This window comes from Streptomyces sp. NPDC054770 (assembly GCF_053611985.1).
The window spans coordinates 25,160-40,029 of sequence record NZ_JBSHBL010000003.1; the positions used below are offsets into that span (position 1 = coordinate 25,160).

The 14,870-nt window shown below is 70.8% G+C and carries 13 protein-coding genes; 8 read left to right on the top strand and 5 right to left on the bottom strand.

All coding sequences use genetic code 11. From position 1 onward, the window contains the following. Positions 1 to 217: 217 nt before the first annotated feature. The 6 genes from ACWGKQ_RS04065 to ACWGKQ_RS04090 all read left to right on the top strand — a co-directional run bounded on the left by ACWGKQ_RS04065 (position 218) and on the right by ACWGKQ_RS04090 (position 8,775). Positions 218 to 958, top strand: a complete 741-nt coding sequence (locus ACWGKQ_RS04065; protein ID WP_150134013.1) for a response regulator transcription factor — start codon at positions 218 to 220, stop codon at positions 956 to 958. Next, entirely contained in the window at positions 955 to 2,598 is a 1,644-nt protein-coding gene (locus ACWGKQ_RS04070; protein WP_453290300.1) for an ATP-binding protein, read from the top strand. The genes ACWGKQ_RS04065 and ACWGKQ_RS04070 overlap by 4 nt, the downstream gene beginning before the upstream one ends. A gap of 14 nt (positions 2,599 to 2,612) precedes the next feature. Then, complete coding sequence (locus tag ACWGKQ_RS04075) at positions 2,613 to 4,112, top strand: glycosyltransferase (protein ID WP_453290301.1); 1,500 nt, start codon at positions 2,613 to 2,615, stop codon at positions 4,110 to 4,112. Beyond that, positions 4,109 to 6,370: a glycosyltransferase family 39 protein gene (locus tag ACWGKQ_RS04080; protein WP_453290302.1), complete on the top strand. Its 2,262-nt coding sequence runs from the start codon at positions 4,109 to 4,111 to the stop codon at positions 6,368 to 6,370. The genes ACWGKQ_RS04075 and ACWGKQ_RS04080 overlap by 4 nt, the downstream gene beginning before the upstream one ends. Positions 6,371 to 6,502: 132 nt before the next feature. Continuing rightward, positions 6,503 to 7,885: an MFS transporter gene (locus ACWGKQ_RS04085; protein ID WP_453290303.1), complete on the top strand. Its 1,383-nt coding sequence runs from the start codon at positions 6,503 to 6,505 to the stop codon at positions 7,883 to 7,885. Positions 7,886 to 8,043: 158 nt separating this feature from the next. After that, positions 8,044 to 8,775, top strand: a complete 732-nt coding sequence (locus ACWGKQ_RS04090) for a TetR/AcrR family transcriptional regulator (RefSeq protein ID WP_453290517.1) — start codon at positions 8,044 to 8,046, stop codon at positions 8,773 to 8,775. Between the two features lie 98 nt (positions 8,776 to 8,873). Here ACWGKQ_RS04090 and ACWGKQ_RS04095 read toward each other — a convergent pair whose 3' ends face one another. The 4 genes from ACWGKQ_RS04095 to ACWGKQ_RS04110 all read right to left on the bottom strand — a co-directional run bounded on the left by ACWGKQ_RS04095 (position 8,874) and on the right by ACWGKQ_RS04110 (position 13,520). After that, the gene (locus ACWGKQ_RS04095) at positions 8,874 to 9,347 is read right to left on the bottom strand and encodes a PPOX class F420-dependent oxidoreductase (protein ID WP_350782099.1); all 474 of its coding nucleotides are present in this window, start codon (positions 9,345 to 9,347) and stop codon (positions 8,874 to 8,876) included. 54 nt (positions 9,348 to 9,401) lie between these two features. After that, positions 9,402 to 10,223, bottom strand: a complete 822-nt coding sequence (locus tag ACWGKQ_RS04100; protein ID WP_453290304.1) for a YceI family protein — start codon at positions 10,221 to 10,223, stop codon at positions 9,402 to 9,404. Between the two features lie 130 nt (positions 10,224 to 10,353). Next, on the bottom strand, positions 10,354 to 12,915 hold the full coding sequence (locus ACWGKQ_RS04105; protein WP_453290305.1) for an MFS transporter: 2,562 nt from the start codon (positions 12,913 to 12,915) through the stop codon (positions 10,354 to 10,356). A gap of 20 nt (positions 12,916 to 12,935) precedes the next feature. Next, complete coding sequence (locus tag ACWGKQ_RS04110; RefSeq protein ID WP_453290306.1) at positions 12,936 to 13,520, bottom strand: MarR family winged helix-turn-helix transcriptional regulator; 585 nt, start codon at positions 13,518 to 13,520, stop codon at positions 12,936 to 12,938. A gap of 206 nt (positions 13,521 to 13,726) precedes the next feature. Here ACWGKQ_RS04110 and ACWGKQ_RS04115 point away from each other — a divergent pair, with 206 nt between their 5' ends. Beyond that, positions 13,727 to 13,930, top strand: coding sequence for a hypothetical protein (locus ACWGKQ_RS04115; RefSeq protein WP_453290307.1), 204 nt, complete (start codon positions 13,727 to 13,729; stop codon positions 13,928 to 13,930). 96 nt (positions 13,931 to 14,026) lie between these two features. Here the strand turns inward: ACWGKQ_RS04115 and ACWGKQ_RS04120 are convergent, their stop codons facing one another. After that, entirely contained in the window at positions 14,027 to 14,269 is a 243-nt protein-coding gene (locus ACWGKQ_RS04120) for a hypothetical protein (RefSeq protein WP_453290308.1), read from the bottom strand. On the opposite strand from ACWGKQ_RS04120, the gene ACWGKQ_RS04125 reads away from it, so the two are divergent. Next, on the top strand, positions 14,259 to 14,627 hold the full coding sequence (locus tag ACWGKQ_RS04125; protein WP_453290309.1) for a hypothetical protein: 369 nt from the start codon (positions 14,259 to 14,261) through the stop codon (positions 14,625 to 14,627). The two genes, ACWGKQ_RS04120 and ACWGKQ_RS04125, sit on opposite strands and share 11 nt — an antisense overlap. The last annotated feature ends 243 nt before the right edge of the window (positions 14,628 to 14,870 follow it).

Here is a 14,870-nt window from a genome sequence, read left to right on the forward strand (position 1 = left end):
CGGTACGCTCTCATCAGCGGTTCATCGCCCCTTCATGAACGGTGCGGGGCAGGGCCCGGACGTACATGATCCGCACAGCCCGGCGCGGGCGCGGTCACGAGTTCATGCGCACGTGATGGGATTCCCAGGCGTTCCCTGAGAGGCGCCTGTGTGTTTCTTAGGGAAATCACAGATTAGTGAAAGCGTGTTCTCAGAGGACCCCGACATGGTGTCCACCATGACCACGACCTCGCCCCAGGGGCGCACCGAACTGCTGAGGCCGGACGGGAGCCCCGTCCGGGTGCTTGTGGTGGACGACGAGCTGTCGATCACCGAACTCCTTTCCATGGCCCTCCGTTACGAGGGCTGGCAGATCAGGAGTGCCGGTGACGGCCAGGGTGCGATACAGACCGCACGGGAGTTCCGGCCCGACGCCGTCGTCCTCGACATGATGCTGCCCGACATGGACGGCCTCACCGTGCTGGGGCGCCTGCGGCGCGAACTGCCGGACGTGCCGGTGCTGTTCCTGACCGCGAAGGACGCGGTCGAGGACCGCATCGCCGGTCTCACCGCCGGCGGCGACGACTACGTCACCAAGCCCTTCAGCCTCGAAGAGGTCGTGGCCCGGCTGCGCGGGCTCATCCGCCGCTCCGGTGCCGCCGACCGGCGGTCCGACTCGGTGCTCGTCGTCGGTGACCTCACCCTGGACGAGGACAGCCACGAGGTCTCGCGGGCCGGGGAGTCGATCCACCTCACCGCCACCGAGTTCGAGCTGCTGCGCTTCCTGATGCGCAACCCGCGGCGCGTGCTCAGCAAGGCCCAGATACTCGACCGGGTGTGGTCGTACGACTTCGGCGGGCAGGCCAACGTGGTCGAGCTCTACATCTCGTACCTGCGCCGGAAGATCGACGCCGGCCGGGAGCCGATGATCCACACCCGGCGCGGCGCCGGCTACCTGATCAAGCCAGCCGCCTCATGAGCGGGCGACGACGGCCGCAGACGCAGAAGCGACGAGCGGGAAAGCCGCGCACCCTGCGGACTCGGCTCGTCGTCGTGTCGGTGACGCTGATCGCCGTGGTCTGCGCGGTGATCGGGACCGTCACCACCCTCGTGCTGCGCGACCATCTGTACGGGCAGCTGGACAGCAACCTGCGGGAGGTCGCCGCGCGTGCCTCCGGCGGACCGAACGGGGGCCCCGAGGGCAAGGGCCCCGGCGGCACGGGCAACCTTCTCGGCGGCAAGGCGCTCGATCCGTCCGACCAGACGACCGACCTCACCAAGTTCGTCTCCCAGGGGCCGCAGCCGCAGCGGACTCTCGTGGCCAGGGTCGAGAACGGGTCGATCACCAGCGGCAAGGTCGGCACCAAGGAGAACAACTCCGCCGGCTACACGGACATGAGCGCCGAGACCCTCACCGAGGCCCAGATCAAGGTGATCGGCTCTGTCGCCCAGGACGGCAAGCCGCACACGGTCAGCATTCCCAGTCTCGGCAGCTATCAGGTCCAGTCCGTCAGCGGTAACAAGGGCACCTACTACGTGGGCATCCCGACCTCCGACGCCGACGGCACCATCGGCACCCTGATCCTGGTCGAGATCAGCCTCACCGTCTCCGGCCTGATCGCCGCGACCCTCGCCGGCACCGTCATCGTCGGCGTCGCCACCCGCCCCCTCCGCCGGGTCGCCACCACCGCCACCCGCGTCTCCGAACTCACCCTCCACACCGGAGAGGTGAACCTCAGCGAGCGGGTGCCGGACACCGAGTGCGACCCGCACACCGAGGTCGGCCAGGTCGGTGCCGCGCTCAACCGCATGCTCAACCACGTGCACGGCGCCCTGCACGCCCGCCAGCAGAGCGAGATGCGGGTACGGCAGTTCGTCGCCGACGCGAGTCACGAGCTGCGGACCCCGCTCGCCTCGATCCGCGGGTACGCGGAGCTCACCCGGCGCGGCAGGGAGCAGGTCGGGCCCGACACCCGGCACGCCCTCGGCCGTATCGAGTCCGAGGCGGGCCGGATGACCCTCCTGGTGGAGGACCTGCTGCTGCTCGCCAGGCTGGACGCAGGCCGTCCGCTGCAGTTCGAGCACACCGACCTCATCCCGCTCGTCGTCGACACGATCAGCGACACGCGTGCCGCCGGCATGGACCACAACTGGCGCCTGGACCTGCCCGACGAGCCGGCGCTGGTCGCCGCCGACGCGGCCCGGATCCAGCAGGTGCTGATCAACCTGCTCGGCAACGCGCGCAAGCACACCCCGCCGGGCACCACGGTCACCGCGCGCATCCAGCGGCGCGGGCCCTGGATGTGCGTGGACGTCGAGGACAACGGCCAGGGCATCCCGCCGGATCTGCTGCCGCACGTCTTCGAGCGGTTCGCGCGCGGCGACTCCGCGCGCTCACGGTCCACGGGCTCCACCGGTCTCGGCCTCGCCATCGTGCAGGCCGTCGCGTCCGCACACGGCGGCGCCGTCACCGTGGACAGCGTCCCCGGCCGTACGGTGTTCACCCTCTATCTGCCCGCGCTTGCCCCGGCGGCTCCGCAGCCTTCCCCCGAAACGAATTGGCAATCGCACTCACAGGCACAGCACAGTGCCACCACATGGGTGCAACAGGGCGCTTGACGAGAGTCGATGCCATGCGAACCGACTCTTCTCCCGGCACCCTGCCGGCGCGGGAGCACCTCCCGGCCGGCAATGCCGGAACGCCTGTCCTGGACGTTGTGATCCCCGTCTACAACGAGGAGAAGGACCTCGGCCCATGCGTCCTCAGACTGCATGAGCATCTCAAGCGAACGTTTCCGTACGCGTACCGCATCACCATCGCGGACAACGCGTCCACGGACACCACCCCCCAGGTGGCCAAGCAGCTTGAGGCGGAGATCGCCGAGGTGAAGTCGTTCCGGCTGGAGCAGAAGGGCCGCGGCCGCGCGCTGCGGACCGTCTGGTCGGCCTCGGACGCGCCGATCCTCGCGTACATGGACGTCGACCTGTCGACCGACCTGAACGCGCTGCTGCCGCTGGTGGCGCCGCTCATCTCCGGCCACTCCGACCTGGCGATCGGTTCCCGGCTGGCCCGCTCGTCGCGCGTGGTGCGCGGCGCCAAGCGGGAGTTCATCAGCCGCTCGTACAACCTGATCCTGCGCGGTTCGCTGCAGGCCCGCTTCTCGGACGCGCAGTGCGGCTTCAAGGCGATCCGGCGCGATGTCGCCCAGGTGCTGCTGCCGATGGTCGAGGACACCGGCTGGTTCTTCGACACCGAGATGCTGGTGATCGCCGAGCGTGCGGGCCTGCGCATCCACGAGGTGCCGGTCGACTGGGTCGACGACCCGAACTCGACCGTGCACATCGTGAAGACGGCGACCGAGGACCTCAAGGGCGTGTGGCGGGTCGGCAAGGCCCTGGCCACCGGTTCGCTGCCGCTGGACCGGGTCGCCCGCCCGTTCGGCGACGACCCGCGCGACCGCGACATCCAGGACGTGCCGAAGGGCCTGGCCCGCCAGCTCGTCGGGTTCTGCGTGGTCGGCGGCCTGTCGACCCTCTTCTACCTGGTCCTCTACAGCCTCTTCCGGGAGTTCTCCGGTTCGCAGATAGCCAACGCGCTCGCGCTGCTGGTGTCGGCGGTGGCGAACACGGCCGCCAACCGGCGCCTCACCTTCGGAGTACGCGGCCGGGGCGGGGCGGTCCGGCACCAGGCGCAGGGCCTGGTCGTCTTCGGGATCGGCCTCGCGCTCACCAGCGGCTCCCTCGCCGCCCTGAACGCGGCGACCACCGACCCCGCGCACTCCACCGAGCTGGCGGTGCTGATCGCCGCCAACCTCGCGGCGACCGTGCTGCGATTCCTGCTCTTCCGCGCCTGGGTCTTCCCGGACCGCGACGGCACCGGCACCGGTCCGCACGAGTCGATGGTGGTGGCGACGCACAACCCGTCGTCCCCGACCTACCAGACCGGCGGACAGCAGCAGTACCAGCCGCAGGGCCCGCTCCCGCAGCGCCCGACGCACCAGCCGTACGCCCAGAGCGGCACCACGACCACCCAGTTCCGCGCCGGTGAAGCCGCGGACGGCACCTGGAGGGACAGCACCATGCAGTTGCAGCCGGTGCGCCCGCACGACAGCGACCCGGGGGAACCCCGATGAGTACGAACACCGATCCCACCACCCAGTGGGGCCCGCCCCCGACCGCCCCGCCCGCCGCTCCCCCGCAGCCGCAGCACGCGCCCGAGGTGCAGCACGCGCCCGAGGTGCAGCCCCCCGCGCCCGCGCCGCAGACGGGCTCGGGCGAGCCCGAGCCGCCCTTCGCCCAGAGACTGTGGCGCGGCCGCCCCGAGGACCCCCGCTGGGTGCGCCCGGCCTTCCTCGGCCTGCTGCTCGCCACCGCGGTGCTGTACTTCTACAACCTGAGCGTCAACGGCTACTCCAACTCCTTCTACTCGGCCGCCGTCCAGGCGGGCACCAAGAGCTGGAAGGCGATGTTCTTCGGCTCGCTGGACGCGGGCAACGCGATCACCGTCGACAAGCCCTCGGCGTTCATGTGGCCGATGGAGATCGCGGCCCGGATCTTCGGCCTGAACTCCTGGACGATCCTCGGCCCCGAGGTCCTCATGGGCGTCGGCACGGTCGCGGTCGTCTACGCCTCCGTGCGCCGCCGGTTCAGCCCCGCGGCCGGCCTGATCGCGGGCGCCGTGCTCGCGCTCACCCCCGTCGCGGCGCTGATGTTCCGGTTCAACAACCCGGACGCGATGCTCGCCCTGCTGATGGCGCTGGCCTGCTACTTCGTGGTCCGGGCCGTCGAGGACGGGCGGACGAAGTGGCTGGTGTGGGCGGGTGTGGCGATCGGCTTCGCCTTCCTCGCCAAGACCCTCCAGGCCTTCCTGATCCTGCCGGCGCTGGCGTTCGTGTACGCGGCCGTCGGCCCGCACACGTGGAAGAAGCGGATCGGCCAACTGGCCCTCGCAACGGGTGCGCTGGTCGTCTCCGGCGGCTGGTGGGTGGCGATCGTCGAGCTGTGGCCGGCCTCCTCCCGCCCCTACATCGGCGGCTCGCAGGACAACAGCTTCCTGTCGCTGACCTTCGGCTACAACGGCCTCGGCCGCATCAGCGGCGACGAGACCGGCAGCGTCGGCGGCGGTGGCGGCACCGGCACCGGTCGCTGGGGCGCGACCGGCTGGAACCGGATGTTCAACGACGAGATCGGCAGCCAGATCTCCTGGCTGATCCCGGCCGCGCTGATCCTCCTGGCCGCCGGTCTGGTGGCGACCCGCAAGCTCAAGCGGACCTCGGTGACCCGGGCCTCGTTCCTGGTCTGGGGCGGCTCGCTGCTGATGACCATGATCGTGTTCAGCTACATGGCGGGCATCTTCCACCAGTACTACACGGTCGCCCTCGCCCCCTACATCGCCGCCGTGGTCGGCATGGGCGCGGGCCTGCTCTGGGAGAAGCGCGCCGAGCTGTGGGCGTCGATCACCCTCGCCGCCGCCGTGGTCTCGGCCGCGGTCTGGGGCTACGTCCTGCTCGACCGCACCTCCACCTACCTGCCCTGGCTGAAGTACCTGGTCCTGACCGGCGGCCTGGCCGCCGCGCTCGGCCTGATCTTCGCGGGCCGGATCTCGCGTCAGCTCGCCCTCGGCGCGGCCGCGGTCGGCCTGGTGGCCGCGCTGGCGGGCCCGACGGCGTACACCTTCAGCACGGTGGGCTCCGCGCACACCGGCTCCATCCCGACGGCGGGCCCGGCGGGCGCGAGCACGATGGGCTTCGGCGGCGGTGGCGGTCCCGGCGGCGGCCGGGGCGGCTTCGGCGGCGGCACGGGCGGCGGCTTCGGCCAGAACCAGCAGGGCGGCAACGGCACCACGCAGGGCCAGGGCCAGAACGGCACCGGCGGCTTCCCGGGCGGCGGCATGCCGGGCCAGAACCAGCAGAACGGCAACGGCAGCACGCAGAACGGCACCGGCGGCTTCCCGGGCGCCGGCCGGACGGGCGAGGCCGGTGGCATGGGCGGCGGTATGGGCGGTGGCGCCGGCGGTCTGCTGAACGGCGCGACCGTCAGCTCCGCGGCGAAGGCCCTGCTGCAGAAGAACTCCTCCCAGTACACCTGGGTCGCGGCGGCCATCGGCGCCCAGAACGCGGCGAGCTACCAGCTCTCCACCGGCGACGCGGTGATGGCGATCGGCGGCTTCAACGGCACCGACCCGTCCCCGACGCTGGCCCAGTTCGAGAAGTACGTGGCCGAAGGCAAGATCCACTACTTCATCTCCTCCGGCACCGGCGGCGGAATGATGGGCGGCAGCAGCAGCGGCACGTCCTCGCAGATCTCCACCTGGGTCGAGAAGAACTTCAAGAAGGTGACGGTGGGTTCGGCCACCTTCTACGACCTCACACAGAAGGCGAGCACCAGCTGACGAACTCCTGAGCAGCGGCGCAAGGGCGGTGACCTCCCGGTCACCGCTCTTTGCCGTTGCCGCTGCCCTTGCCGGGCGGCCCGGGAGAAACTCTGTTGTACGCCGTATAGGAACCGCCTTACGGTGTACAACATGACTTCTCAGGGCCACCCCCGACGCTGGCTGATCCTCGGTGTCATCTGCCTCGCACAGCTCACCGTGCTGCTCGACAACACCGTTCTGAACGTGGCCATCCCCTCCCTCACCCGGGAGCTGCACGCGGCCACCGCCGACATCCAGTGGATGATCAACGCGTACTCGCTCGTCCAGTCCGGCCTGCTGCTCACGGCGGGCAGCGCGGCCGACCGCTACGGCCGCAAGAAGATGCTGGTCGCGGGCCTGGTCCTGTTCGGTGCGGGTTCGCTGGCCGCGGGCCTGGCCGGATCGACGGGCCAACTGGTCGCGGCGCGGGCCGGCATGGGCGTGGGCGGCGCGCTGCTGCTGACGACCACCCTGGCCGTGGCGATGCAGATCTTCACCCCCGACGAACAGCCCAGGGCCATCGGCATCTGGAGCGCCGTCAACGCGCTGGGCTTCGCCGCCGGTCCGCTGATCGGCGGGTTCATGCTCAACCACTTCTGGTGGGGCGCGATCTTCCTGATCAACCTCCCGGTGGCGGCGCTGGCCCTGGCCGCCGTCATCACCCTGGTCCCCGAGTCGAAGAACCCCCAGGGCGACCGCCCCGACCTGTTCGGCGCGCTGCTCTCCACGGTCGGCATGGCCGCGCTGGTCTTCGCGATCATCTCCGGCCCGGAGCACGGCTGGACGTCGGCGCGGGTGCTGGGCACGGCCGCCGTGGCCGTGTCGGTGCTGAGCCTCTTCGCGTACTGGGAGAACCGGATCGCATACCCGATGCTCGACCCGCACTTCTTCAGGGACCGCCGCTTCATGGGCGCCCTCGCCGGGGCGGTCCTCATCACCTTCGGTATGGGCGGAGCGCTGTTCCTCCTCACCCAGCACCTGCAGTTCGTCCTCGGCTACCGCCCGTTGGAGGCCGGCCTGCGCACGGCACCGCTCGCGCTGACGGTCGTCGCCCTCAACTTCAGCGGCCTGTCGGCCAGGTGGGCGACCCGACTGGGCACGCCGGTGGCGATAGCCCTGGGGATGCTGCTGATGTCACTGGGCCTGGTGTCGATCGCCGTACTCGATTCGAGCGGTTACGGCGGCACCCTGCTCGGTCTGCTGCTGATCGGCGCGGGGTGCGCGATCGCCAACCCGGCGATGGCCCACGCCATCATGAGCGCGATTCCTCCGGAGAAGGCCGGGGTGGGCGCCGGGATCAACGGCACGCTGGCCGAGTTCGGGAACGGGTTGGGGGTGGCGGTGCTGGGCGCGGTGCTCAGTTCCTGGGTGGCGTCGGGGAAGTCGCTGTCGGCGGGGTTGGGGGCGGGGCAGTTGGTGGGGGCCGCGGCCGTCGTTGCCGGGGGGTTCGTGGCTGCGGCGCTTCTCAGGAAGGCGGAGAAGAATGTCGCCTGAAGGGGAGGGGGTACATGTCCAGCGGCGGGTGCGGGGTGGATTGTGGCTGATCGCGCCCACGCGGCGGAGCCGCATGTCGGACACCGCCCGCGCCCCTAAAAAAACGGGGCGTTGCGGTCTTAGCATCTTGAGAAGTGGTCGTGGAGGAAGGTGTCGTGATGGCGCGGGCCAGTGTGTGGCTGGAGGAGAAGGCCGGTAAGGGCGGTCGGAGTGGTCAGCCATCCGGTCTCGACCGGGCCCGTATCACCTCCGTCACCGTTCGGCTCCTCGACTCCGACGGGCTCGACAAGTTCTCCATGCGGCGGCTGGCGGCCGAGCTCAAGGTGACCGCCATGTCCGTGTACTGGTACGTCGACACCAAGGACGACCTGCTCGAACTCGCCCTCGACGCGGCCTTCGGCGAGCTGTCGCTGCCCGATGCCGCCGTCGGCGACTGGCGGGAGCAACTGCGGGCGCTGGCCACGGAGTACCGCGCCCTGCTGGTCCGCCACCCCTGGTTCTCCCCGCTGGCCGGCCGCTACCTCAACATCGGCCCCCACTCGCTCGCCTTCTCCCGGGTGGTCCAGCAGGTGGTCCGCCGCGCCGGCCTGCCCGCACACGGCGTGACCGGCGCGATCTCGGCCGTCTTCCAGTTCGTCTACGGCTACGGCACGATCGAGGGCCACTTCGCCGAGCGCGTGGCAGCGGCCGGCATGACCCCGGACGAATACTTCAGCACCGCGATGACCGCGGTGACCGAGACCCCGGAGACAGCGGCGATCATTGAGGAGTCCAGGGACCTCATGGCGGCAAGGGGCGGCGACACGGTCGCCGAAATGCTGGACAGGGACTTCACGTTCGCACTGGATCTGCTGATCGCTGGAATCGAGGCCATGGTGCAGCGCTCCTGAAAGGGGCGCGGGGCTGTGTCCGATATGCGGCTCCGCCGCGTGGGCGCGAGCAACCACACACAACCCGCACTCGCGCACTCACACCGCACCCCACCCCACTAGGCGTCCGGCGAAGCCAACCGCGCAGGAAAGCCCCCTGTCGCCACCGGCCCCCACTTCTCCGGCGTCACCCGAATGATCGACTTCCCCTGCTTCACCATCGCCGCCCGGTACTCGTCCCAGTCGGGATGCTCCCCGGCGATGTTCCGGTAGTACTCCACCAGCGGCTCCACCGACTCCGGTGAGTCGAGCACCTCGGCCCGCCCGTCCACCTGCACCCACGGCCCGTTCCAGTCGTCGCTCAGGACGATCACGCTGACCCGCTCGTCCCGCTTCGCGTTCCGCGTCTTCGCCCGTTCGGGGTAGGTGGAGGCGACGATGCGCCCGGAGTCGTCGACCCCGCAGGTCAGCGGCGACCCCTGCGGGCTCCCGTCGGCGCGTCGGGTGAGCAGGATCGCGCGGTGGCGGGGTCGTACGAAGTCCAGCAGTTCGTCGAGGGAGACGGCGGTGTTCGTCGCGATGTTCGGTGCCATGGCGTCAGCCTAGGGCCGCAGGGCCCGCTCAGCCTGTCCCTGCGGGGCTCATGTTCACGCCTGCGGCAGTGACTCGCCCTGGACCGCCTGGATCTCCAGCTCGATCTTGAGGGTGGTGCCGATGGCGGCGATGCCCGCCTGCACGACCTGGTTGTAGTTCATCGCGAAGTCCTCGCGGTGCAGCTCGGTCGTCGCGCGGAACGCGGCTCGCGTGCCGCCCCACGGGTCGGCGCCGGTGCCGAGGTAGGCGAGGGCGAGGTCGACCGGTCGTACGACACCGTGCAGCGAGAGCTCGCCGTGGACCGTCCAGCGGTCGGAGCCGGCCGCCGTCAGGCCCGTCGAGATGTAGGTGATCTCGGGGTGGCGCTCGACGTCCAGGAAGTCGGCGGAGCGCAGGTGGGTGTCGCGCATGCCGTTGCCGGTGTCGATCGAGGCCGCGCGGATCACCGCTTGGACCCGGGACTTGGCGACGTCGTCGGGGGCGATCTCGATGACGGCGGAGAAGTCCGTGAAACGGCCGCGGACGCTGGAGATGCCCAGGTGCTGGGCGACCGCGCCCACGGTGGAGTGCGCCGGGTCCACCGTCCACGGGCCCGGCGGAGGCAGCTCGGTGCCGCCCTGCCGCGCCAGCGTCACCGTGCCGATCTCGGCGCGGCCGCTCGCGGTGACGATGGCGCTGGAGGCGGCGGGCGCGTAGCCCAGTGCGGTGACGATGACGGTGTACGCCCCGGGCGCCAGCGGGTTCGGGTCGCGAACCGTGCCCTCGTCGTCGGTCTCGGCGCGCAGCACCTGCGAGCCGGTCATGTCGGTCACCGTGACGACCGCGTGCGACACGGCCCATCCGTCCCGGGTGCGGATCCTCGCGGTCAGTCCCATCCCGTTTCTCCCTGCGAACACTCGGACGTTCATACCGTCCGACAGTCAAACAATTACAAATCGGCCTTATGGAACCGGCCCGCGGCGGGCGCCTCCTTGTGGGCGCGCCCGCCACGGGCCGGAGTGGGAACTACTCGCCCGGGTGGGAGAGTTCGATGTCGTGGCCGTCGACACCGGTACCGGTGACGTTCAGGGCCGTGGCGACCGGCGGGTAGCCCGTCGCGATCACGGTGTAGTCACCGCCGTCCAGGTCGGCGAAGGCGTACGCGCCGTCCGTGCCGGTGGTGGCCGTGCCGACCACGTTGCCCGCCGCGTCCACGAGGGTCACGCGGGCGTCCGCCAGCGGTCCGTGCGGGGCCCGTACGACACCCAGCAGCTGGGCGCCGGCGTCCAGGTCGACCTCGATCCGGGTGACCCCGGTGGTGCCGATCTCGACCGGCAGGGCGCGGGGCCGGTACCCGGCCGCGTTCACCGCGACCGTCACGACGCCCGGCACCAGCTCGCCGAAGCGGAAGTCGCCCTGCTCACCGGTGGCCGCGGTGGCCAGCAGGTCGCCGCGCACATCGGTGACGATGACCATGGCGTCCTTGACCGGGAGCGCGCTGCCCGCGCCGCGGACCACACCGCTCAGCCCGCTGGTGCCGCTGAGCAGGATGTCGTACGGCACCGGCTCCTCGCCCACCATGACGGTGGAGGCCTGCGGCTGGTAGCCGTCGGCGGAGGCGATCAGCACGTACGAGCCCGCGCCGGGCGCGTCCAGGCGGTAGGAACCGTCGTACCCCGCGACCGAACGGCCCAGCTGGCGGCCGGACAGCGAGATCAGGGTGACCGCGGCCTGCGCGACCGGGGCGCTCTCGGCGCCGCGCACGAATCCGTGCACCGGGGTGCCGCCGGAGCCGGCCGACTGCTCCGGGGCGGCGATGGTGGCGACGGCGGCGAACTGCAGGGTGGCTTCCGGCGCGGCCGCGGCCTCGGTGGCGCTGCTCACGACGGGGGCGGCCCAGCTGGGGACCTGCTGCTCCTGAACGGGAGCCGCGACGGCGGCAGCGACCGGGGCGCTCTCGACGCTCCCCGCGTTCTCCGCCTCGGCGGCCTGGGCGAGCCCACCCTTGGTCTTCAGCGGGACCTCCTTGATGAACAGGCTGATCAGGAACGCCAGGGCGGCGAGCCCGCCGGCGATCATGAAGACGTCGGCGATGGCGTGGCCGTACGCGCTCTCCACGAGGGTGCGGATCGGCTTCGGGTACTTGCCCAGGTCCGGGATGCTGTCCGTGGACGAGCTCGAACCGGCCAGGGCGGCCTGGTACTTGGGGGAGAGGGAGGCGATGCCGTCCGTGATGTAGTGCGTGATCCGGTTGGCCATCACCGCGCCCAGCGCCGAGACGCCGACCGCACCGCCGAGGGACCGGAAGAAGGTGACCGTGGAGCTGGCCGAGCCGAGGTCGCTCGGGGCGACCTGGTTCTGCGTGCAGAGCACCAGGTTCTGCATCATCATGCCGATGCCGAGACCCAGCAGCGCCATGAAGATCGACATCTTCCAGTACGCCGTGTCGTAGCGGATGGTCCCGAGCAGGCCCAGGCCCGCCGTCACCAGCACGCCACCGCTGACCAGCCAGGCCTTCCAGCGGCCGGTGCGGGTGATGAACTGGCCCGAGACGGTGGAGGAGATGAACAGACCGCCGATCATCGGGATCGTCATCACACCGGACATCGTCGGGGACTTGTCGCGGGCCAGCTGGAAGTACTGGCTGAAGAACACCGTGCCGGTGAACATCGCGACACCGACGAACAGGGAGGCCAGCGAGGCCAGCGTGATGGTGCGGTTGCGGAACAGCCGCAGCGGGATGATCGGCTCCTTGGCCTTCGACTCGACCAGGAGGAAGATCAGGGCGAGGACGATCGAACCGCCGACCATCGCGTACGTCTGCCAGGAGATCCAGTCGTACTTGTCACCGGCGAAGGTGACCCAGAGCAGCAGCACCGAGACGGCGGCGGCGACGAAGAACGCGCCGGCCCAGTCGACCTTGACGTCCCGCTTCACGGTGGGCAGGTGCAGGGTCTTCTGCAGCACGATCAGCGCGATGACGGCGAAGGGGACGCCGACGTAGAAGCACCAGCGCCAGCCCAGCCACGAGGTGTCGGTGATGACACCGCCGAGCAGCGGGCCGCCGACGGTGGCGACGGCGAAGGTCGCGCCCAGGTAGCCGGAGTAGCGGCCGCGCTCACGCGGCGAGATCATCGCGGCCATGACGATCTGGGCGAGCGCCGACAGACCGCCGACGCCGATGCCCTGGACGACACGGCAGGCGATCAGCATGCCGGAGTTCTGCGAGAGACCGGCCGCCGCGGAGCCCAGGACGTAGATGACCAGGGCTATCTGGACGAGCGCCTTCTTGCTGTACAGGTCGGAGAGCTTGCCCCAGAGCGGGGTGGTGGCCGTCATGGCCAGCAGCGAGGCGCTGACGACCCAGGTGTAGGCGGACTGGCCGCCGCCGAGGTCGCTGATGATGTGCGGCAGGGCGTTGGTGACGATCGTGGACGACAGGATCGCCACGAACATGCCGAGCAGCAGGCCGGAGATGGCCTCCATGATCTGCCGGTGGGACATCGGCGCCTGCTCGACGGAGCTGCCGGAGCCGCCTCCCCCGTGCTTGGCGTGGGCCCGCACACCGGCTGGTGTGGTCGTTGCCATGGGCTTCCTTTTCTTACGTGTTATGCGGGTGTACGGGTGGTCGTCGGTTCGAGTACGGGGGTGGGGGCGCGGGCGGCGGAGGTGACGCCGGCCATGGCCCTGGCCTCGCCCGTGGCCTTCGGGGCGCCGGGGGCAGGGGCCGTGCCGACGGCGGGCCGGGGGTGCGGGGCCGGGGCCCGGCAGTCGCCGAAGCTGTCCCGGAGCCGGGTCATCAGCCCGATCAGCTGGTCGACCTCCTCGTCGCTCCAGTCACCGAGCCGCTCGGCGAGCAGCTCGGTGCTGCGCCGGGACAGTTCCAGCAGGGTCGCCTCGCCCGCGGGCGTGAGGTGCAGGATGCGGGAGCGCTTGTCCGCCGGGTCGGCGGAGCGCTCGATCCAGCCGCGCTCGGCGACGTGCGCCACATGCCGGCTGGTCACGGACATGTCCACGGCGAGCAGCTCGGCGAGCTTGCTCATGCGCATGGAGCCGTGACGGCCGAGCAGCGTCAGTACGGCCGCGGAACCGGCCGGGCAGTCGTGCGGCATGATCCGCGCGAGGTCCCGCTTCACGGCTCCGACGGCGCTGAGCTGACGCGCCAGCTCCTCGAACTGCGCCTGCCTCGCCATCACGTACACCTCCTCACCACCGTATTCGTTGCTTGGGGCAACCATAGAACTGCTTGGTTGCCACAGGCAAATATATCGGCGGGGGGTGGGGATAAAAACTTGGCAAAGGCAAGTATTGCTGACGTAAACGCGCAGGTGGGGTCGCCTGGTTACAGCGGAGGCCCCCCACTTGGGCCACACCCCCGGATTCGCTAGTGTCTCGGGCCATGGCTAACACCCAGGGCCCCCAGGGCAACTACGACCCCGCCGGCAGCACCCAGATGTTCCGCGCGTTCGTCGACGAGGCCCCGCAGACGCCCCAGCAGACGGCGACCACCTACTCCTCCTCCGGCCCCCGCCTCGGCCTGATCCTCGGCATCGTCGCCGTGGTGGTCGTGGTGGCGGCGGTGGCCTGGCTCGCGCTCATGTAGGACGGCGGCTGTCGCAGGACAGCCGCCGTACGGCGGTCACGCCGACGGAGCGACGAAGGCGAACCCGGGGTCCCGCGCCCCGGGCTTTCGTCATGCTCAGCTCCAGTCGACCGCCACGACCCGGGTCTCGACGTGCATGCCGAGCGGCACCCGCCAGTCGTCCACGCAGACCGTCCAGGTCTTGTTCTCACGGGAGCCGGGGTCGATCGGCGCCGGCAGGGCCTCGGTCGACCTGATCGTCGACCAGTCGATGCCCAGCAGGTCGATGATGTGCGTGCCGAGCGTGACCGTGCCGGAACGCACCGCCGTACCGCCGGAGTTGACGAAGGTGACGGTCACCTTCTCGCACCATCTCTTGTCCGTGGCCTCGCGGGTGGGGGTGCTCCAGGTGAGCGCGGCGGGTGCGGCGGGCGCGGGGGAGGCCGAAGAGGCGCCGGGTTGCGGTGAGTTCGGCGCCGCCGGATCGCTTCGTCGTGGCTGGGTGCCGTTGCGGCGGGAAGAGGAACCGGGTGAACCCGTCGCGGGAGACGGTGAAGTGGCGGCCGCGGCGGTCGTGGTGGCGGCCGGCGCCGGCCCGGTCACCGCAGCCGTCGGTCCGCCCGCCTTCCTCGCCCCGTCCAGCGGGACCAGCGTCACCGACCCCGTCGGCCGTGCCGACGTTCTCGGCTCGCCGCCTGCCGCACCCACCGCCGTATAGCCGCCGTTGTCCCCGCCCGCGCACGCCGTGAGTGCGGCGGCCAGGCAGGCGGCGACCGCCGAGGCCGCCGTGACGGTGCCCCACCGGCCGCCCGACGCCCTGCGTCGACGCGTCGGGCCGGCCGCCGGTGCCGCGGGGGCGTCGGTCCGGCGGCCGCTCGGTGTCGTCGGTGTCCTCGGCGTCCGGTGGATCGGTGCCCTACGGATCCCTGTCCTGCGGAGCGGCATCGCGCCAGTGTGGCTG